The sequence below is a fragment of the Thiocapsa marina 5811 genome (genome assembly GCF_000223985.1).
Taxonomy (GTDB): Bacteria; Pseudomonadota; Gammaproteobacteria; order Chromatiales; family Chromatiaceae; genus Thiocapsa; species Thiocapsa marina.
Genome location: NZ_AFWV01000009.1, coordinates 42,917 through 62,428, shown reverse-complemented (window position 1 = coordinate 62,428; position 19,512 = coordinate 42,917). Strand labels below are relative to the sequence as shown.

At 63.4% G+C, this 19,512-nt stretch carries 15 protein-coding genes and 1 tRNA gene; 12 read left to right on the top strand and 4 right to left on the bottom strand.

The window, feature by feature from the left end:
* Window positions 1-501 precede the first annotated feature (501 nt).
* Window positions 502-1,335, bottom strand: a complete 834-nt coding sequence (locus THIMADRAFT_RS13905; protein ID WP_007193692.1) for a MipA/OmpV family protein — start codon at window positions 1,333-1,335, stop codon at window positions 502-504.
* Between the two features lie 271 nt (window positions 1,336-1,606).
* Between THIMADRAFT_RS13905 and THIMADRAFT_RS24805 the strand changes: the two genes are divergently transcribed.
* The 12 genes from THIMADRAFT_RS24805 (at window position 1,607) to THIMADRAFT_RS13840 (ending at window position 14,991) form a co-directional block, all read left to right on the top strand.
* Entirely contained in the window at window positions 1,607-3,451 is a 1,845-nt protein-coding gene (locus tag THIMADRAFT_RS24805) for a sensor histidine kinase (protein ID WP_007193691.1), read from the top strand.
* A complete protein-coding gene (locus THIMADRAFT_RS13895) occupies window positions 3,441-4,061 on the top strand; it encodes a response regulator transcription factor (RefSeq protein WP_007193690.1) in 621 nt (206 codons plus the stop codon). Before THIMADRAFT_RS24805 ends, THIMADRAFT_RS13895 begins: the two co-directional genes overlap by 11 nt.
* A 182-nt stretch (window positions 4,062-4,243) precedes the next feature.
* On the top strand, window positions 4,244-4,510 hold the full coding sequence (locus THIMADRAFT_RS13890) for an antitoxin (RefSeq protein ID WP_007193689.1): 267 nt from the start codon (window positions 4,244-4,246) through the stop codon (window positions 4,508-4,510).
* Entirely contained in the window at window positions 4,507-4,905 is a 399-nt protein-coding gene (locus tag THIMADRAFT_RS13885; RefSeq protein ID WP_139052835.1) for a type II toxin-antitoxin system VapC family toxin, read from the top strand. Before THIMADRAFT_RS13890 ends, THIMADRAFT_RS13885 begins: the two co-directional genes overlap by 4 nt.
* A gap of 317 nt (window positions 4,906-5,222) precedes the next feature.
* Window positions 5,223-5,624 (top strand): hypothetical protein, encoded by a 402-nt coding sequence (locus tag THIMADRAFT_RS13880; RefSeq protein ID WP_007193687.1) that lies wholly within the window; start codon window positions 5,223-5,225, stop codon window positions 5,622-5,624.
* A 90-nt stretch (window positions 5,625-5,714) separates the two neighbouring features.
* Window positions 5,715-7,139, top strand: a complete 1,425-nt coding sequence (locus tag THIMADRAFT_RS13875; RefSeq protein WP_007193686.1) for a basic amino acid/polyamine antiporter — start codon at window positions 5,715-5,717, stop codon at window positions 7,137-7,139.
* A gap of 32 nt (window positions 7,140-7,171) precedes the next feature.
* On the top strand, window positions 7,172-8,434 hold the full coding sequence (arcA, locus tag THIMADRAFT_RS13870; RefSeq protein WP_007193685.1) for an arginine deiminase: 1,263 nt from the start codon (window positions 7,172-7,174) through the stop codon (window positions 8,432-8,434).
* Between the two features lie 113 nt (window positions 8,435-8,547).
* On the top strand, window positions 8,548-9,705 hold the full coding sequence (locus tag THIMADRAFT_RS13865; protein ID WP_007193684.1) for a hypothetical protein: 1,158 nt from the start codon (window positions 8,548-8,550) through the stop codon (window positions 9,703-9,705).
* Between the two features lie 112 nt (window positions 9,706-9,817).
* Window positions 9,818-11,419, top strand: a complete 1,602-nt coding sequence (locus tag THIMADRAFT_RS13860) for a YfcC family protein (protein ID WP_007193683.1) — start codon at window positions 9,818-9,820, stop codon at window positions 11,417-11,419.
* A 316-nt stretch (window positions 11,420-11,735) separates the two neighbouring features.
* On the top strand, window positions 11,736-12,785 hold the full coding sequence (locus THIMADRAFT_RS13855; RefSeq protein ID WP_007193682.1) for an AI-2E family transporter: 1,050 nt from the start codon (window positions 11,736-11,738) through the stop codon (window positions 12,783-12,785).
* A 119-nt stretch (window positions 12,786-12,904) separates the two neighbouring features.
* On the top strand, window positions 12,905-14,524 hold the full coding sequence (locus tag THIMADRAFT_RS13850) for an alpha/beta hydrolase (protein ID WP_040731528.1): 1,620 nt from the start codon (window positions 12,905-12,907) through the stop codon (window positions 14,522-14,524).
* 382 nt (window positions 14,525-14,906) lie between these two features.
* Window positions 14,907-14,991, top strand: a tRNA-Leu gene (locus THIMADRAFT_RS13840).
* A 385-nt stretch (window positions 14,992-15,376) separates the two neighbouring features.
* Here THIMADRAFT_RS13840 and THIMADRAFT_RS13835 read toward each other — a convergent pair.
* The 3 genes from THIMADRAFT_RS13835 to THIMADRAFT_RS13830 all read right to left on the bottom strand — a co-directional run bounded on the left by THIMADRAFT_RS13835 (window position 15,377) and on the right by THIMADRAFT_RS13830 (window position 19,381).
* A complete protein-coding gene (locus tag THIMADRAFT_RS13835) occupies window positions 15,377-15,640 on the bottom strand; it encodes a hypothetical protein (protein ID WP_007193680.1) in 264 nt (87 codons plus the stop codon).
* Window positions 15,641-15,777: 137 nt separating this feature from the next.
* Entirely contained in the window at window positions 15,778-15,888 is a 111-nt protein-coding gene (locus THIMADRAFT_RS27950) for a DUF5681 domain-containing protein (protein ID WP_233490253.1), read from the bottom strand.
* Between the two features lie 97 nt (window positions 15,889-15,985).
* Window positions 15,986-19,381, bottom strand: coding sequence for a type I restriction endonuclease subunit R (locus THIMADRAFT_RS13830; protein ID WP_007193679.1), 3,396 nt, complete (start codon window positions 19,379-19,381; stop codon window positions 15,986-15,988).
* Between the last annotated feature and the right edge of the window lie 131 nt (window positions 19,382-19,512).

The window sequence follows — 19,512 nt, the reverse complement described above, 5'->3', positions numbered from 1 at the left end:
AAATCCAGGCATGAACGAGGCAGTCGGCGGCGCAATGGTAGCGCAATGGCCATCGAATGAGGCCCCGAGAATCCGAGACTCCGAGGCCCGGGGCGATGCGTTTGCCGTCGTCCCGCTCAAGTCTCGAACACGACGTCTTCATAGAGATCCGCGTGCTGTCTCCCCGTTGAACGTTTGAAAACAACGTCGCACGGCAGAAACCGCAAGACACACGCCCGAGCGCACCCTTCGTCGGCGAGTTGGGTCGGGCGACTCACGTCGCCCGTATGGGCCTCACCGCGGACTAAAGTCCGCCTCCCCCGGGTACGCCGACTTCGGTCGGCCCCCGGGGGAGGCGGGACAAACCGCAGCCGGCCCGCTTCGGCCGACTGAGGTCGTAGCCGAAACCCGAGTGAGGCTCAGGATCACTGGTCCCGTCTCCCGCACCAAGGTGTCGGTCACGCGCACCGAGCGAACGCCCCGGCACCGAGGGCTCCGCCGACGCAGCGGCTGGCACGCTGCCTACCAGGCGTAAAGCGCCCCCACTCCATAGATCCATTGATCCTTCGAGCCCTCGTCAGAGACGATCGGGCTGTCGGCGGCGTCGCCCAGGAGTCGTGAGTACATCACCCCGGCACCGATGTGCCATTGCCGACTCAGGTGGAGCAGCGCCAAGGCCCAGCCTCGCCCGTCGCGCACCCCGCTTCCGGGGACATAGACCGGTAGGCCGCTGGCGAGCGAGTCCCGGGGCGTGACGCCGAAGTACTCGTCCATGTACCGGCTACTGCCATAGGTCACAGCCGCACCGCCGGCGAGGGTGACCATCTTCGCAACGGGCTGCGTCGCATGGGCATTCAGCCCCGCCGTCCAGCCATTGTAGACGCCGCTAGCGTCACCGAGCGCCCAGGTGCCGACGCTTGCAGTCCGACGGAACTCCTGTGGGTCCCGCCAGAGGTAGGAGCTGAACAAACCGAGACTGAGGGAGTCGTCGATCGCGTGAACCCTGTCGACGACCGGGTTGCTGACGTCCTCCCGACCAAAGCGCCAGAGCGCCACCGGGCCCAGCTGCCAGTTGGGATGATCGAGCACGTTCACTCGGATGTCGTTGACCATCAGGCGAACAAAGCGCGCACCACCCAGGGATAATCGCCCGAAGGGAGCGGCACCCACGCGTGAATCCTCGGACCCGAAGTAATCTGGATAGGCGCCCACACCGAGCCCGATGAAATTGACCTGCGGGAGTTCCAGCGGGATCACGAAATCGTCCGCATGGCCCGGCCAGGCCGCCACCGCCGCTATGGCGAGTGCAAAGGCCACCCGCAAGCACGCCCTTGTCGACTTATTGCGTTGCGCCATTTTCGGTCCACCGGCACAACGAAAACACGACTCAGTTGAGGATCTTGAGCGACTGGACCCAGCGATAGACGGTGCCTGCGGCGTTGCGGTCAACCTCGGCCAGCAGCCGAACGGTCGTGTCGGGTCCGACTTCGCGCTTGTCCCATGTTGCCCCGATACCACGCCAAGATAAGCAAGCCGAAAGCTCGGCGACATTGTACTTTGGTTTAATAGGAGGGTTAACCAGGCGGGATAAGCGCGTGGACCCGGAAACCAGGCACTCGGATGAAAGATGAGCTGGATAACGATTCTCTACCTCATGATGGCGGCCTTGTCGGCCACGATCGCCGGCATCTATCTGGCGGCCTGGCTCATGCAGCGAGGCGCCTGGGCCTATCTCATGTTCGTGTTGCTCGCGCTCAGCATCGCCGGTCTCGCGGGAATGGAGCTCTGGATGCTGCGCGCGCAAACGCCCGCGGAGTATGCAACCGCATTACGCTGGTTCCAGGTTCCGGTCTGGTTCGGCTTTGTCGCCATTGTAGGTTTGGTCACGCTGCGCTTGCGGCCGCGCTTTCTGTGGCTGGGGTGGCTTGCCGTGGGGCTGCGGACGGTCGCGGTGGCAGCGACCTTCCTATCGGGGCCGAATCTCAATTTCACCGAGCTGACCGAAATCGAGCACGTCATGCTCCTCGGAGCGCCGGTCGCGCTGGCCGGAGAGGGTGTCCCCAATCCTTGGATGCTGACGGGTCAGGCGGCCCTGCTGTCGATGATGTTGTTCATCCTCGACGGGGGCGTCAGTGCGTGGCGGCGGGGAGAGGGCGTGCGGTCGCTCGCACTGGCGATCAGCATCTTTGTCGGCGTCGCGGTCGGCACGGCCCAAGCGGTGCTGGTGTTCTGGAACTTTGCCCACTGGCCGATTCTGGTCACGCCGTTGTTCGTCTTTGTTGCAGCCGCCATGGGCTCCGAGCTGAGCATCGGGCTGTTGCGAGCCGCGCGGGCGGAGCGCGACGCCCAGGCGAAGGACGCCGCCTTAAGCGTCAGCGAGCAACGCCTGAGCCTCGCGGCGGAGGCGGCCGATGCCGGGTTCTGGGGCCTCGATGCCCAATCAGGTGCGGTGTGGGCCACGGCAAAGACGCGCGAGCTCTTCGCGCTGCCTGCCGAGGGGGCGCTGAGTCTGGGGGATTTCCTGGAGCGGGTGCATCGGCATGACCAAGCGCGGGTGAAACAACTGATCGCGGCGGCGCTACGCTCGAACGAGCGCTATCGCACCGAGTTCCGGGTCGTCGACCCCGGTGGCCGGGTTCGCTGGCTCGCCGGCCTGGGTCGCAGCGTTGGCCCGACCGAAGCGGGTCCGCGCACGCTGATGGGCGTGAGCGTGGACATGACGGCACGCAAGGCGATGCTGGACGCGCTGCGTCGGCAACGGGCACGGCTTGAACGCGTGTTTAGGGAAGAGACCCTAAGCGAGCTGTCGGTCGCGCTGGCCCACGAGTTGAACCAACCATTGGCCATGATCCTGACCAACGCCGAGGCGGCCCAGGCACTGTTGGCCCAGACACCGCCGAACCTGACCGAAGTCAAGGAAATTCTGGCCGATATCGCCAGCGCCGACCGGCGTGCGGCCGACGTGATTCGGCACCTGCGTTCGCTCCTCGAGCGCGGCGAACCTGACCGAGAAGACCTGTTGCTCGATGATGCGATTGATCGGGTGATCCAGCTGCTCGGTAACGACATCGACGACCAGTGCGTGACCTTGGATCTGAGCCTGGCCGCGGACCTGCCCTCAGTGCAGGCGGATCGCATCCTGATCGAGCAGGTTCTGCTCAATCTCCTCAACAACGCCTGCGCGGCGGTGGCCGGCAACCCGGCGGGCGATCGCCGGGTCTCGGTCGCCACCCGCGCGCAGGCAGACGGGGTCCTGGTCGAGGTCACGGACAATGGATGCGGCGTGTCCGATCCGGAACGCATCTTCGAGACCTTCTACTCCACGACGCCCGGTGGGCTGGGCATGGGGCTGGCCATTGTGCGCTCCATCGTGAACAGCCACGGCGGGCGCGTCTGGGCCGAGTCGCCGGCTAGCGGCGGCGCCACATTGCACCTCTATCTGCCACTGACGGCGCCGCATCATGACCGATGAACCGATGGTCTATCTGCTCGACGACGAGCCCGAGATGCTGAAGGCTCTGACTCGACTGCTCCGCGCGGAGGGGTTTCAGGTTCAAGGTTTCAGCAGTGCGCGGGCGTTTCTTGGACACGCGCATCAGCAGGGCCCCGCCTGTCTGGTGCTGGACGTGGCGATGCCCTACATCGATGGCTTGGCAGTCCAGGAACGGCTGCACCAAATCAATGCCGAGCTGCCCATCGTCTTCCTCACCGGACATGGCGACATTCCCATGAGCGTGCGCGCCATGAAGGCAGGTGCGGAGAACTTCCTAACCAAGCCCGTGAATGCGGCGGAGCTGCTGCCGGCGATCCGCGGCGCGTTGCAACGCGCCGCGGATCGGCACTCCGAGCGCGAGGAACTGGCGGCCCTGCGGAAGCGACTCGCGTGCCTGACGCCACGGGAGCGGGAGGTGCTCGGCCACGTCATCGCCGGCAAGATGAACAAGCAGATCGCGGCGGACCTCGGCACCGGCGAGCAGAACATCAAGGTCCACCGCGGGCGTCTGATGCGCAAGCTGGGGCTGAGGTCGGTGGCGGAGCTGGTGCGGCTGGCGCAGCGGTTGGGCGTGCCGCCGGCAAAGTGAGAGGGCGCGGCTGGCCTTGATTTGGCGTCTTTGGGATTGGCGTCTTGGGTGGTGGGCCTGCTCGATCGGCGTCGATTTTCAAATAGCTGGTTGTCCCGATCGCCGCGTGCAGCTTGGTCGAGCCGCTTACCGGCATTAGACTATACCGCGATCTATACCACGCGAAGGCAGGAGAGCTAAACATGCAAACCGCCAAACTATTCAAGAACGGTCGCAGCCAGGCCGTGCGACTGCCCGCGGAATTCCGCTTCGAGGGCGATGAGGTCGAGATCCGCCGCGATCCGGAGACCGGCGATGTGATCTTGAGCCCGATGAACAAGTCCTTCCGTGACTGGCTGCACGAGCGCGACCGCCTGATCGCCAGCATGACGGAGGAAGAGCGCAAGGAGCTGGACGAATTCCTTGCGGATCGCGACCAGGGAGAAGATGTCGAGCGCGACTGGCCATGAGCGGCCTGCTGATGCTGGACACCAACGCGTTGTCGGCGGTCATGAAGGCCCGTTCTCCCGACCTAGACTTGCGCCTCTCCATTGAGCCATTCTGCATTTCCGTGGTCACCGAGGGCGAGATTCGCTTCGGCCTCGCACGCCGCCCGCAAAGGGTCGGATTTACAGCGCTCGCCGAGGCCGTACTGAGCCGCATCGACATTCGCCCATGGAACTCCACAACGGCGCGTCGTTACGGTCCGTTGCGCGCCGAGCTGACCGCCCTCGGCAGGCCCCTGGCTCCGCTGGACCTGATGATTGCCGCCCACGCCATGGCCGAGGGCGCCACCCTGATCACCGCCGACCGCGCCTTCGCCCATGTCCCCGGTCTGGCCATCCAGAACTACGAGCAAGTCTAACCGTCACCCACGACCTCGTTGCGCCCCTGCGGCGTCCTCAAGGACGGCGGAGCCGTCTACCTCCAGTAACTCACCGAGCTGACCGACCTGCTATTCCTCCAGACGGGCGAGGCGACAGGAACCTAGGCGCGTTACTTGTGTTTAACCAAGGTGCAATAACCGCCTTCCGGGTCCGCTGCGTACACTCCTGGCTATCGCTGATTATCAGTCCTTGAGGTCTGGGCAGCCGCGTTCGTTTGTACATCACGGTTCGGCACGATCGTCGCCCACCACAAACACTTATCACCGCTGTTCTAATCCAGCCGGAGAGACATTCTATGGAAGCAAAACTGAGCCAACGTGTCGGCGAGCTCGTCGCAAACGGATGGGAGCCGGTCACGACAACGGAAACCACCGCATCGCTGGTGGGACGCCGGCCGTTCGCCTGGTGGCTGTTCCTGATCGTGATCTTCCTGTTCCCGTTGTTCGGCGGCATCCTGTATCTCGTGTTTTGGCTCGCCACCTCGAAGGCGACGGTGTTTCTGCACACGGAAGGCGACGAGTTACAGGTCGCCGGAGACGAGTGGCTGATCCGGCTGCAAGAAGCCCAACGGGAGGCCTATGTGGAGCGGCAACAGCGGATCAAGGAAAAGGGGTTCCTGCGGGTGATGTGGCCGCAGCTCGTCGTTTCGCTGCTGCTGATCGCGCTTTGGGTCTATCTGTTGAAAACCTACTGGTAACGGCAAAACGTACCAGCTAGGCAGGGCGGCGGGTGACCCAGCACGTCTTTAGCGCAGGCCTGGCCCAACCAGCACACCGGAGCGACACCGATGGCAGCGGATCAAAAATTCTCCCGGCTGACCCTAACAGCCATGGTCGTGGGGTCCATGGTGGGCGCCGGCATCTTCTCGCTCCCGGCCCGCTTCGGCGCGGCCACCGGACCCTTCGGCGCCATCGTCGCTTGGATCATCGCCGGCGGCGGCATGCTGATGCTGGCGTTCGTGTTTCAGTCGCTGGCGGTGCGCAAACCGGAGATCGACGCCGGCATCTTCGCCTATGCCAAAGAGGGGTTCGGCTCTTATCTGGGGTTCGTGGCGGCCTTCGGATTCTGGATCGGGACCTGTCTCGGCAACACCACCTATTTCGTGCTGATCAAGTCGACGCTGGGGGCCTTCTTCCCGGTTTTCGGCGACGGCAATACGCCCCAGGCCATCGTCGTCTCGTCCGTTATCCTGTGGGCCTTTCATTTCACGATCCTGCGGGGCATCAAGGAGGCCGCATTCATCAACAAGGTGGTGACCTTCGCGAAGATCCTGCCGATCTTTGTCTTCATCGCCTTCATGGCCTTCGCCTTCGATTACGACAAGTTTGCGGCGAGCTTCTGGGGCGGCGGGGACTACAGCGGCTCGCAGGTCTTCGACCAGGTGCGTAGCACCATGCTCGTGACCGTGTTCGTCTTCATCGGCATCGAGGGCGCCAGCGTCTATTCGCGCTATGCCAAGACTCGCGAGGACGTGGGCTGGGCGACGGTGATGGGATTCCTCGGGGTGCTCTGTCTGCTGGTGCTGGTGACCCTGCTCCCCTATGGCGTGCTCGAGCGGCCCGAGCTCGCGGATCTGCGTCAGCCGTCGATGGCGGGTGCCTTAGAGTCGGTGGTGGGCCCCTGGGGGCTCACGTTCGTCAGCGCCGGGCTCATCGTATCCGTGCTCGGTGCCTTTCTGGCGTGGTCGCTGCTGGCCGCCGAGGTGCTCTACTCCGCAGCCAAATACGGCCTGGTCCCGAAGACCTTCGCCCACGAGAACCGGCATCAGGTCCCGTCCACGGCACTGTGGATCACGAACATCTTGGTGCAGTGCTTCCTGATCGTGACGATCTTCTCCCAATACGCCTTCGACCTCTCGCTGGAGATGACCAGCGCACTGACGCTGATTCCTTACATCCTGGTGGCGGGCTATGCGCTGAAGCTGGTACTGACCCGCGAGACCTATGCGCCGGGCTCCAAGGACTGGGGACGCGACATGACCTGGGCGGCGATCGCGGTCGTCTACACCTTCTTCATGCTCCTGTCCGGCGGGTTCAAGCACCTGGTGCTCGCCTGCATCCTGCTGGCCCCTGGCACTCTGATGTTCATCCTGGCGCGGCGGGAGCAAGGCCAGACGATCTTTCGCCCGCTCGAGATCGCGCTGCTTGGCGTCTTCGTGGTCGGCGCGGCGGCCGGTATCTACGGCCTCGTCACCGGCATGATCACCATCTGATTGCGTCACTTTGAAACAGAGGACTCTTCGCGATGACTAATTCGAGCAATGCGCCCGTGTATGGCGTCCACTCCGAGGTCGGCACCCTACGCAAGGTCATGGTCTGTGCCCCCGGGCTCGCCCATACCCGTCTCACACCCACCAACAACGACGACCTGCTGTTCGATGACCTGCTGTGGGTGACGAACGCTAAGCGCGACCACTTCGACTTCATGCTCAAGATGCGTGAGCGCGGGGTCGAAGTCGTGGAGATGCACAACCTGCTGGCCGAGACGGTGGCCATCCCCGAGGCCAAGCAATGGCTCCTCGATCGCAAGGTGACCGAGAACAACGTCGGCCTGGCGCTGATCGACAGCACCCGGGCCTTTCTCGAGAGCCTGGAACCGCGAATCCTGGCCGACTTCTTGATCGGCGGCGTCTCGGTGGTCGATGTGCCCGACGAGTACTGCACCACGGGCTACCTGTCCCTGGTACGCGAGGCCCACGGCGTCTCAGAGTATCTGCTGGCCCCACTGCCAAACACCCTGTACACGCGCGACACCACCTGCTGGATCTACGGCGGCGTCACCCTCAATGCGATGTACTGGCCGGTGCGTCGGGAGGAGACCCTGCTGACCACCGCGATCTACAAGTTCCATCCGTCCTTCGCCAACGCCGGCATTCAAGTCTGGTGGGGCGACCCGGACAAGAACTTCGGGTTGGCGAGCGTGGAGGGCGGTGACGTCATGCCGATCGGCAATGGCGCGGTCCTGATCGGGATGAGCGAGCGCACCTCCCGCCAGGGCATCGGCCAGGTCGCCGCGTCGCTCTTTGCGAATGGTGCCGCCGAGCGGGTCATCGTCGCGGCCATGCCCAAGCTAAGAGCCGCCATGCACCTGGACACGGTCTTCACCTTCGCCGACCGTGACCTGGTCACGCTCTATGCGCCGATCATGGATCAGGTGCACGCGGTCTCGCTGCGGCCCGGCGACAAGCCCGGCGGCATCGATACGACCCTGGAGAAGAAGCCCTTTGCCGACGTCGTCGCGGAGGCGCTGAACTTCAAGAAACTTCGGGTCATCGAGACCGGCGGCGACCACTATGCCGCCGAACGGGCGCAGTGGGACAGCGGCAACAACCTGGTCGCGCTCTCCCCCGGCGTCGTCGTCGCCTACGACCGCAACACCTGGACCAACAGCGAGCTGCGCAAGGCCGGGGTGGAGGTCATCACCATCGTCGGCGCCGAACTCGGCCGCGGGCGTGGCGGCGGGCACTGCATGACCTGCCCGCTGATCCGGGACGCGGTCGACTTCTGAGGCTCGGGGACCGTGGGTTGGCTTTCAGTCCGACACAGAACCAGCCGGTCGGCAAGCGTCGTCGTCGGGCTGCAGCCCGACCCATAGCGGACGCAATCAAGAGGAAAAACCGCATGAACGGGGATCGAGGCCGTGGGGTCGGGGCCGGGATTGCGGGATCTTTGATCGCGTCCTTGCTCGCTCTGGGTGGACCTGCACAGGGCGCGGAGACCAGCGCGACCGAGGTAAAGCAAGACTCCATCTCCAGCCACCTCGAGCGTGGCCAGGCCTTTTTGGACAGAGGCGAATACGCCAAAGCGGTGCTTGAGTTCGAGCAGGTCCTGCGCTACGACAACCTGCCCCCGGACCTGCGCGAGCAGGCCGAGATCTACTCCCGCGCGGCGCAAGACTACAAGGAAGGCAAACGTCTGAGCGGCTTCGGCTATGCCGAGACGGGCGGCGGCTTCTACCGTGAGAACGTCACCCGCACCACCAATGCCCTGGGCGGTAACCCCACCCGTGACTGGTTCTGGAATGCACGCATCGGCGGCGGATTGGGCTACATCGTGACGGACGACATCTCGATCGACGCTGGCCTGGACTATCAGTTCCGCGACTACGACGACACCAACCGGCGGGACGACTCGGATCTGCGCTGGAACGCGGCGGTGATCCAGTCGCTGGATGCGGGCAGCCAGTCGGTCGGCGTGCGCGGCCGGGCCAGTTACCGGGGCGGTGACGGCTATCGGCAGGACTATGGTCTGTTCGTCAATCGGGCCTTCGTTCTCGATCCGGACAACGAGATCGTGATCGAGGCTGAGGTCCGCTCCCGCGAGTACCCCCGCGGCGGCGAGCGCAATCGCAGCCGGGACATCGCCCAGGCCTGGCTGGGGTGGACACGCGCCCTGCTGGACGGAAGGGCGGCGGTGACCGTCACCGTGAATGGCGGTCGCGAATGGGCGACAAATGATCGTGAGGGCGGGGATCAAACCATCTATGGCGCCCAGATCGACTGGAGCATGGACTTCAACGAACGCCTTGGCGCCTTTCTGTTTGGCTTTTGGGAGCACAACGGAACGCACGAGGACATCCCGTACGAGAACGCCTTTGGCGACCCCGGGCGACTCAGGCCAGACCTCGACATCTACGAGCTCGGTGGCGGGTTGACCTATGCGTTCGCCCCGGGCTGGTCACTGCGGCCGGAGGTGCTGTATATCCGCGATGAGGGTGACGCGGAGTTCAGCGACTACAGCGCGACCGAGATTTGGGTGAACGTGCGCAAGTCCTTCTAGAGAAACAGACAACTGCGTTTCAGTTGTTTTTCCACCGACCCTAAGCGTCTACTTGGAGATCGAAGGGGGCGGTTGCCGCTCCGCCTATTCAATACCCCCTCCGGAGGGATGCATGTCCGAGGCGACCCCGAAGACGACCAACCAATCCAAGGCATCGAGGCCTAGGTTCCAGTTCCCGAGCGCGGTGACGACCCTGGCGTTCGTCATGGTCCTGGTCTGGGTGGCGGCACTGTTCATCCCGTCCGGGCGCTATGCCCGGGACGCCGACGGCTCCCCGATCCCGGGGACCTTCGAGCGCATCGAGACGCCCCTGACCTTCGATAAGCGGGTCGCGCAGCTCATCCTCGCCCCGGTCAACGGGATCTACGGTCTGCTGAGCCCGGTGGCGGGAGTCGTCGACACCGAGATCGTCGGGCGTCTGTTCGGTCAGATCGGCATCATCGTCTTCATCATGTCCATTGGAGCCTTCATCTCCATCAGCTTTGCCACCCACAGCCTGGAGGTAGCGGTGGCGGCGCTCGCCAACCGCCTGAGGAACCACGGCTGGCTGCTGATCACCGCGGTCATGGTGCTGTTCTCCCTGCTAGGCACCACCATGGGCTTCTCGGTGGAGACTCTCGGGTTCTATGCGCTGTTCATCCCGCTGATGGCGGCGCTCGGCTATGACCGCCTGGTCACGGCCGCGATGATCATCGTCGGTTCGCTGATCGGGGTCATGGCAGCGACGGTCAATCCGTTCTCCATCGGGGTCGCCGCCGGTGAGGCCGGGGTCGGTATCGGCGAGGGCATCCTGCTGCGGCTGATCTTGTGGGTTCTGCTGACCTCGATGGCGGTGGCCTGGGTGCTGCGCTACGCGGCACGGGTGCGGGCGAGCCCGAGCGCCTCCCTGATCGGATTCGACCAGTCGACCTCGGAGGACGCGTCCTCCGCCGATAATACGGCGGGCAGTCCCGACCCTGACCTAGACCCCGACGCGGCCGATCGGACCCTCACCGGCACCCAGAGATGGGTGCTCGCGATCACCGTCTTGGCGTTCGGACTGATGATCTTCTCGGTCATCCCCTGGGCCAGCATCCTCGGCGGCAACACCGGCCCGGCCGACTATTACGTTACCCACGAGGTCGCCGGGGTCGAGCCCCTCTGGTTCGAGCTCGACTGGTGGTTCCCGCAACTGGCGATGCTGTTCCTGATCGCATCGGTGCTGGTAGGCCTGGTCGCGCGGATGGACGAGAAAGAGATCGTGCGGCTCATCAAGGCGGGTGCCTCGGACATGATGGGTCCGGCCATGGTCATCCTCCTCGCGGGTGGTGTCTCGGTGATCTTGACCAACACCCAGACCCTGGGCACCATCCTGCACGCCATGGAGCAGCTGATCACCGGCTCGTCCGCGGGGGCCTTTGCCGTCGCGACCATGGTGGTGAACGTCCCGCTGGCCTTCTTGATCCCGTCGAGCTCCGGACATGCCGCGCTGGCGATGCCCCTGCTGACGCCGCTGGCCGACTTCGCCGGGGTCGGCCGTCCGCTGACCATCACCGCCTGGATCCTGGGCCACGGGCTCGCGCTCCTGGTCTCTCCAACGAACGTCGTCCTTATCGGCGGCCTGGCCATCGCGAAGGTGGGGTACGACAAATACCTGCGCTTCATGTGGCCGCTGCTGTTGGCCCTGTTCGTCGTGTCCGCGGCCGTGCTTGCAATCGCCGCCAGCATCGCCTGAGCATCTGGCCCTGCTGTCCCGGGTAAAGAGCGCAACCGCAGCGTTCTGGCTCGATGCCCTGCAACTCGTTCATAAACAGATCGGTTTCGTTGCGCTTCTCCTGGTGCTGATTCACCCGCTGGTACTGCTGCTCGCCGGCTATCGCTGCAGAGGATGCTGCTCGATGTGGGCACGATCAACCAGGGTGAGTTCGACAGGCTCAAGGAGAAGGCGCTCGCCTAGTCGACGCGAGATCGTCGATCGACCAGCCCCAATCGCTCACCCGGGTGCGGGCTTCCGTGTCGAGGAATCAACCCAACTGAGGAGCAATCGCCCCATGAATGTGCTATCCACCTTCAGTGCGCCCGCGCGCGGCCTGGTTGTCGCCGGTGCCGTCGCGCTGGTCGTGACCTTGTTGAAGACCGCCGCGCCGCTGCTCTCGCCGATCCTGCTCGCCATCTTCATCGCGATCGTCGCCACCCCGGCGCTGGCCTGGATGCGTCGCAAAGGGATGCCGAAATGGGGCGCGCTGTTCGTGATCGCCTTTGTGCTGCTTGATGTCGGCAGCCTGCTCGCGCTGATTACGACCGGGGCGCTCGAGGGCTTTCAGGATAGCCTGCCGACCTATCAGGAACGTTTCGCGGCGCTGGCCCAGCAATTCGGCGGTTTGATGGGGGGCACCGGCGTCGACAACCCGGCCGAGGCAGCGACGGACCTGTTGGACCCGTCCAGGCTCACGGCCCTGGTGCCGGGATTGTTGTCCAGTGCCAGCGGCGTCTTTGCGACCGGTCTGTTGGTGCTGCTCACGGTGATCTTCATCCTACTCGAGGTGCCGGCGATACCGGGCAAGCTGAAGGCGGCTTTCAATCTGACCGAGACGGGCGAAGCGCGACTGAAGCGGCTGCTCGACAACATCAACCGCTATATGTTGATCAAGACGATGACCAGCTTCGCCACCGCGGTCTGTGTCTGGCTCTTGCTCAAGTTCTTCGGTATCGATTTCGCCATCCTCTGGGCGGTGATCGCCTTTTTTCTGAATTTCGTGCCGGTCGTCGGCAACATCGTCATGATGATCCCAGCCGTCCTGCTGGCACTCGTGCAGGTCGACTTGGTCACGGCACTGATGGTTGCGGCCGGTTACCTGGTGATTAATACCGCGATCGGCAACGTCATCGAGCCGCGGATCATGGGTAAGGGGCTTGGCATCTCGACGCTGGCAGTCTTCATCGCACTGTTGTTCTGGGGCTGGCTGTTCGGCACCGTCGGCATGTTCCTGGCCGTACCGTTGACCACGGCGTTGATCATCGCGCTCGATGCGAGCCCGCATACCCGCCCGCTCGCGATCTTGATGGGGCCAGCGATTACGGAGGAGCCCGCGGGGCTCTGACAGCGGAGCCGAAAGAAGGTAGCGGCGTTGCCCTCGACCGATTTTTCGCGCAAGGTCCGCCCCTGCGGCTGTCGACTCGTCGAGTCGGTTTGCGTGTCCGTCCCGAACACTTCAGTGCGATGACGAATTCAATGCAGCTAAACATTGTCGGTCTACTCGTCGGAAACGTTTTCTTTGCCTTTTCGCTGACGCCCTCGCTGCTGCCAAGACCGTTTTTCATTCAGGGCATTCTTTCCGGCCTGTCGTTTTCGGCAGGCTATGGTCTTGGCGTTGCGACGGTCGCCCTGTGGAACTATCTGCAATTGCCAGTGTTGCGCAAGCGTACCGCGCTCGTCATCAAGTCCATCGCAGCACTGCTGTGCCTGGTTGTCGCGGTGAGCTTTCTATGGCAGGCGAACCATTGGCAGAACGCGCTTCGCGAGCTGATGGGCATGGAGGAGCAAGCCGGCCTGCAACCCTTGCTGCTCGGCCCGATCGCGGTGTTGTTGTTCCTGATCCTGCTGGCGCTCGCGCGCGCGTTTCGCTGGGTGTTTCGGGTGCTTGCGGTCAAACTGCGGCGTTTCATGCCGCCGAGAATTTCACATCTGCTCGGTATCGTCGCCGCAGCGGCGCTCTTCTGGTCCGTGATCGACGGCGTCTTGCTGAGCAGCCTGCTGCGCGTGGCCGATCGTTCGTTTCAGGAGCTCGATGCGCTGATTCAGGACGATTTGCCGCGCCCGACCGATCCCGACCAGACCGGCAGTCTGGCGTCCTTGATCAATTGGGAAGACCTCGGCCGCCAGGGCCGTAAGTTCGTTGCCGGCGGGCCCGACGCCGAAGACCTGAGCGGTTTTTTTTCGGCCCCGATGCCGGCGCCGATTCGCGTCTATGTCGGCTTAAACTCAGCCGATACCCCTGAAGAGCGGGCACGTCTGGCACTGGATGAGTTGAAGCGCGTGGGCGGCTTCGAACGCTCGACACTGCTGCTGGTGACACCGACCGGCACCGGCTGGATCGATGCAGCTTCGCAAGATCCGGTCGAGTACCTGCACCGTGGCGACATTGCCACCGTGGCCGCCCAGTATTCCTATCTGAACAGCCCGCTCGCACTGCTGACCGAGGGCGCCTATGGGGCTGAGATGGCCCGTACCCTGTTCGCGGAAATTTATGGCTACTGGCGTCGCCTTCCCCGCGACGCGAGGCCGAGGCTCTACCTCAACGGCCTGAGCCTGGGTTCGTTGAACTCCGATCTGTCGTTCGATCTCTACGACATCATCGATGACCCATTCAACGGCGCACTCTGGAGCGGCCCACCCTTCCGCAACGACGCCTGGAGGCGCATGACGGCTCAGCGCGATCCCGGATCGCCGGCGTGGCTGCCTCGTTTCCGTGGTGGGTCGGTGGTTCGGTTCATGAACCAGGACGGCGGATTGGAGAGCGGCGACCAACCCTGGGGCGCCTTTCGGATCGCTTTCCTCCAGTACGCGAGCGATCCGATCACCTTCTTCAGTCCGCAGTCGGCGTGGCGTGAGCCCGATTGGCTGCAGGCACCTCGCGGCCCCGACGTGTCGCCTGACCTACGCTGGTTTCCACTCGTGACGATGCTGCAACTGGCCGCCGACATGGTGGCGGGCGTCAGCCCGAAAGGCTTCGGTCACGAATTCGCGCCGGCGCACTACATCGACGCATGGCTGGCGCTGACCGAACCGAAAGGCTGGAGCGACGCCGAGGTAGCCCGGCTAAAGACGATCTTCGAATGAACGGCGAACCACGATCGCCGGCGGGGCGCCCTATGACGGCACGCCGGCGCGCACTGCATCCGGGCGACGACGAATGCATCTGCAATACAGTCGACCGACTGCGGTTGCGGCTTGCAAAGCCGCCATGTCTACGGGACACTGATGCCCGTTGAGAACGGACTGAAGGTTTGGCAAGAAGCCGGATGGAGTGCGAGGGAAGGAGCAAGAACAGACTGCAAGGCCATGTACCCCGGTTTGACGCCGACCTCAGCCTCCATCATCAACCCCCGCCGGAACTCTTCGTCGATCGTCTGCTCGGATAGTGTCGCCCCTTGCCGCTCACCGAGGATCGGATGACGCACCGAAAAGTGGACCCTGCCGACAACCCCAAGCCTCACGCCGCGCCCGGGTGGCGAAACTGGTAGACGCAAGGGACTTAAAATCCCTCGACTTCGGTCATGCGGGTTCGATTCCCGCCCCGGGCACCATTCAAAAACAAAGAGTTGGATGCGGCATCGCCGAACCGAGAGTAGCCTCTCTGCCCTGGGTCCTTTCAGGGTCCTTTCAGCCGCGGAATCCGCTAAAAAAACCAGCCCCGAGCCGAGCCGGGGTCGTGACTGCAACGTCGCGTACTGCTTTCGCCTCCAGCTCGCAAACTGCGCCTCGGTCGCGAAGACCATCCATCCGGCCTCGACCTCCATGATCTCGACGGCTCCCGGATAGGCGTCTCGGACCTCCTCGACGCTCTTATACTGCTCCGCGCTGGCGAATCTCGAACTCATGCTCCTTGCTCCCTGAGTGTGTGACTCGATGGCCTCGACGGATTCTCACATCGCCCTAAACGAAACTGACCGCTCGGATCGCCGGTCACTGCTATGGTGAGTCGTCATTGGGTAGATCATCGATGCTGACACCGAGTTTCGCGAGCACACCCATGTGCAGCGCGTGAAGGCGCCGAACATCGTCATCTGGCATGATCCGCACGAACAGATCGAAGTCGAGCCCGGATGCGCTATGACGGCGCGCGATTCGACGGTTGAACTTGGCATCATCAGCGTTTAAGTGCTTGACGAACCCATCAGCGACATGGATGGATCGCCGTTCGAGTGCGATCACCCGTCGTTCAATCTGCTGCATGGCGATCCCTCCGGTTGTCGGGAATCTGAATCACGGCCCCATACCTGCCTTGCTGGATCTTGCGCTCCTGTTCAGTCGTCGGTCGGCCGACCACGATCAGCACGACCTCGCGGGCGATGGTCTCCTGCTCCAGGGCCTTAATTCTCTATGTGCTGCTCGATGCTGCGTCGCAGCCTGGTGGACTGGCTCGCCGTGCCCGGCGGTTTGCCGGCAGGATTGCCACTTTGGCCTGGTTTGAACTTCGCCATTGCTGAAATCCTCCTGAAAGATTCAGGGTACCTGTAGACGCCCTTCGTTGTTGACAATCCCGCGTCCAGCGATGCCGTGCCTCTGGGGTTCAGGCCACTATCCGGCAAGGAAAGCACCGCTGACCGACTGTTGCCAGACGTGCCGATAGACGATCGCCGCCGCTTCCTGCCGGTCTTCTTCCGTAAAGGACGGCGAAGGCAGATCAGTGTAAAGCTGATCCAGAATGAAGATCTCCACCTCGGCTTGGGTCTGCTCCTTATCGGTCCAGCGTTCCAGTGGTGCCAACAGTCCGCGCAGCGCGGCCAAGAGCCGCTGGCTTGCCTGTTTGACCTGCTCGCGCTCTGCCTGACCGAGCCGGTCCTTTTTCAGCAGATCGAACAGCGCCAATTCATGCTCGTCCAAGCCTTCCTCGGCGGCGCGCCGCTGCTCCTCATCAAGGCTTGCAAGCAGATCGGTCAGATCGGCAAAGGTCTTCTCAATGGTGACCCGGTCCTTCTCGCGGTTGTAGTCGGCGATGATCGCCTGATACCGCTTGTAGTAATCCATCCGCTGTGGGTTGTGCTTCAGCATCTCGGCGAGTTTCCGCTCGACGATCTCGCGGATGTCCTGGACCGCCGTTGCCTTGCGTCTGACCTTCTTCGCGAACTCGTCGCGGAGCCGCTCCAGATCGATCTGACTGAGGTCGAAGATCAGTCCTTCGGTCTGATCCGCGCCCGGCGCTTCGGCGCGGATCGCCTGGTTGACGATGCGGTGCAGTTCCTTCAAGAGTTCGGTCACATCCGCCGTGTCGCGCCGCTCCGTGAGCTTCTTGTAGATCGCCTCGATGTTGTCGTGGCGTTCGGCGTAGGCGAACGCCGACGGCTCCATCAGCAGCGCCCGGAAACGGATGAAAACCTGACGGGCCAGGATCTCGAAACGCCGCTTGGATTCATCACTCGTGTAGACGGCCTCCACGGCATCCGCCATGCCTTTGATGCGGACGAACCCATGCGCCCCGATCAATGACGGCATTTCGAACCCCAGACCGCGAACATGCGCCTCGGTTGCCTCGATGGCCTCCAGCAGTGCCTGTACCCGCTCCTCGATGGGGGTGACGATCTCATCGCCACCCGATCCGTCGTCACCCAACGCATACTGGGCCAGCGCCGCCCGCAGGCTCTTGAGCATGCCGTTGTAGTCGACGATCAGGCCAAAGTCCTTGCCGGGGTAGCGCCGGTTGGCGCGGGCGATGGCCTGCATCAGGGTGTGGGCCTTCATCGGCTTGTCGAGGTAGAGGGTGGACAGGCACTCCACATCGAACCCGGTCAGCCACATGGCGCAGACGATGGCGACGCGGAATGGGTGTCGGGGATCCTTGAACGCCGTTTCGACATCCACCCGCTTGCCGTCCGTCGTCTCGAAGCCCTGCTTCATCAACGCCCGGTGGGGGATGATGTCGAAGCCCCATTTTTGGAAGTCCGCGACCTCGTTCTGTGCCTCGCTGATGATGATCTGGATGCGGGTTTCCTCCAGCCACTTGGCCTGCTCCCGCAGGCGGTCGTGCTGTGCACGCAGCCGCTCGCGGACTTCCGGATCCGTCGCGCCGGCGAGGTCGGCCTGCTTGGCCGCTGCCGCACGTTGTACCCGTTCGGTTTTGGCCCTCCAGCGCGGCAGTATCCGCTGCTGGACACGGGCGCAGGTGGGCTTGTCGATGCAGACCAGCAGCGACTTGCCGGACGCCCAACGCGTCGCACAATGTTCGACGAAGTCATCGGCGATCCTATCCAGGCGCTCGTCGGCGGTGATGACCTCGTAATCCTTGCCGAGCAGCTTCTCCAGCAACGCCTCCTGATCGGGGTTCAACTCGGCTTCATCGATCTTCTCGGCAATGCGGTCGTTCAGATCGAGACGGGCGATGCCCAGCTTTTCCCCGCGACTCTCGTACACCAGCTTGACGGTGGCGCCGTCTTCCTCGGAACGCTTGAAGTCGTAGCGCGAGACATAGCCGCCGAAGATGCGCTTGGTCAGCTCGTCGTCCTTGAACAGCGGTGTCCCGGTGAAGCCGATGAAAGCAGCATTCGGCAGCGCCAGGCGCATGTTGCGCGCAAGCTTACCCGCCTGGGTCCGGTGCGCCTCGTCCGAGATCACGATGATGTCGTCGCGCTTGCTGTAGGGCGCGTCCCGTTTCACGTCCTGGTTGAACTTGTGGATCAGGCTGAAGATGTAGCGATGGTTCTCCTTGAGCAGTTGCTCCAGTTCCTTCCCGGTGCCCGCCCGCGGCGTCCGCTCGTCCGCCACCCCGCAGCCGACGAAGGTCCGATAGATCTGGCCGTCCAGATCGTTGCGGTCCGTCATCAGGACGAAGGTGAAATTGCCCGGTACGCGCCGGCGCACCTTCTCGGTGAAGAAGGCCATCGAATACGACTTGCCGCTGCCCTGCGTATGCCAGAAGACACCGAGCCGCCCGAGATCCGGATGCGCGCGCTCGATCAGCATGATCGGTCCTTCCGGAATGTAGGAGGCCGGCGCCTCGGCGGCCTTCGGAAACCGCTGGGGTTCGAGCGGTAACTCGATGATCCGGCTGCGCAGTCGCTTCTCACCCGAGAACTCGCGTTTCAGTGCCTCTTGCCGAATGACGGCATCAACCGCGCGATTCACCCCCAGAACCTGATGATTGCTGGCGATGATCTTCCGGATCGCCCCCGGCTTGCTGGCATCGAAGAGGATGAAATTCTCCACCAGATCGAGCAGCCGGTCCTTCGCGAGCATGCCATTCAGTAGCACCTCGGCCTCCACGCTACCCTTGTCGCGCTCGTCCAGGCGCTTCCACTCCGCGAAGTGCTCCCAACCGCTGGTGATGGAGCCATAGCGCGCCCGATGGCCATTGCTGACGATCAGAAAGGCGTTGTGGTGGAAGGCATGGGCGATGACATGCTCGTCCAGATAATCGCGCAGGTTCCCCTCGAAGCCGGCGCGGATGTTCCGGTAGACCGCCTTATGCTCGAAAAAGACCAGCGGCAAACCGTTGACGAAGCCGATCAGGTCGGCGCGGCGGTTGTAGTTCGGGGTGCGCAGTCCGGTGATCTTCAGCTCGCGCACACACAGGAAGCGGTTGTTCTTGCTCTCTGGCTGACGGAAGTCGATGACCCTGGCATAACCCTGGCGCATCCGCCCCTGCGCGTCCCGATAGCTGACCGGCACCCCGTCGCGGATGTAGCGGTAAAATTCCTGGTTGTGCTGCAACAGCGAGCGGCTGAAGTCCTGCCGGGTCAGCGTCTCGATGGCCTCGTTGACGGCTTGCTCCGGCAGTTCCGGGTTGAGCCGGACAATCGCCGCGCGCAGATCGCGGATCAGGGCGACCTCGGTCGTGTCCTTGCGCCCAAGCGTGCCGTTCGGCCCGAAGGTCTCCTGGTTCCAGGCATAGACACTGTCCCACCCCAGCACGTCACGCAGGTGGTCGGCGAAGGTCTGTTGAACCAGGCGGTCCTCGCTGTTGATGTCGGTCAGCGCCATCGGATTTCCTCTATCGGACATTCCATCGAACCATAAAGGACACTCTCCACGCCTTGTCCTTTATGAATACCCTTTCCAATCTTGATCTTACCGACTCAGTCCCAGGCGTCTAAGGACTTCGGTCAAGACAT

Excerpts from the sequence above, each read along its gene's own strand:
- THIMADRAFT_RS13905 (WP_007193692.1), bottom strand. The coding sequence starts at position 1,335 with ATGGCGCAACGCAATAAGTCGACAAGGGCGTGCTTGCGGGTGGCCTTT.
- THIMADRAFT_RS24805 (WP_007193691.1), top strand. The coding sequence starts at position 1,607 with ATGAGCTGGATAACGATTCTCTACCTCATGATGGCGGCCTTGTCGGCC.
- THIMADRAFT_RS13895 (WP_007193690.1), top strand. The coding sequence starts at position 3,441 with ATGACCGATGAACCGATGGTCTATCTGCTCGACGACGAGCCCGAGATG.
- THIMADRAFT_RS13890 (WP_007193689.1), top strand. The coding sequence starts at position 4,244 with ATGCAAACCGCCAAACTATTCAAGAACGGTCGCAGCCAGGCCGTGCGA.
- THIMADRAFT_RS13885 (WP_139052835.1), top strand. The coding sequence starts at position 4,507 with ATGAGCGGCCTGCTGATGCTGGACACCAACGCGTTGTCGGCGGTCATG.
- THIMADRAFT_RS13880 (WP_007193687.1), top strand. The coding sequence starts at position 5,223 with ATGGAAGCAAAACTGAGCCAACGTGTCGGCGAGCTCGTCGCAAACGGA.
- THIMADRAFT_RS13875 (WP_007193686.1), top strand. The coding sequence starts at position 5,715 with ATGGCAGCGGATCAAAAATTCTCCCGGCTGACCCTAACAGCCATGGTC.
- arcA (WP_007193685.1), top strand. The coding sequence starts at position 7,172 with ATGACTAATTCGAGCAATGCGCCCGTGTATGGCGTCCACTCCGAGGTC.
- THIMADRAFT_RS13865 (WP_007193684.1), top strand. The coding sequence starts at position 8,548 with ATGAACGGGGATCGAGGCCGTGGGGTCGGGGCCGGGATTGCGGGATCT.
- THIMADRAFT_RS13860 (WP_007193683.1), top strand. The coding sequence starts at position 9,818 with ATGTCCGAGGCGACCCCGAAGACGACCAACCAATCCAAGGCATCGAGG.
- THIMADRAFT_RS13855 (WP_007193682.1), top strand. The coding sequence starts at position 11,736 with ATGAATGTGCTATCCACCTTCAGTGCGCCCGCGCGCGGCCTGGTTGTC.
- THIMADRAFT_RS13850 (WP_040731528.1), top strand. The coding sequence starts at position 12,905 with ATGACGAATTCAATGCAGCTAAACATTGTCGGTCTACTCGTCGGAAAC.
- THIMADRAFT_RS13835 (WP_007193680.1), bottom strand. The coding sequence starts at position 15,640 with ATGCAGCAGATTGAACGACGGGTGATCGCACTCGAACGGCGATCCATC.
- THIMADRAFT_RS27950 (WP_233490253.1), bottom strand. The coding sequence starts at position 15,888 with ATGGCGAAGTTCAAACCAGGCCAAAGTGGCAATCCTGCCGGCAAACCG.
- THIMADRAFT_RS13830 (WP_007193679.1), bottom strand. The coding sequence starts at position 19,381 with ATGGCGCTGACCGACATCAACAGCGAGGACCGCCTGGTTCAACAGACC.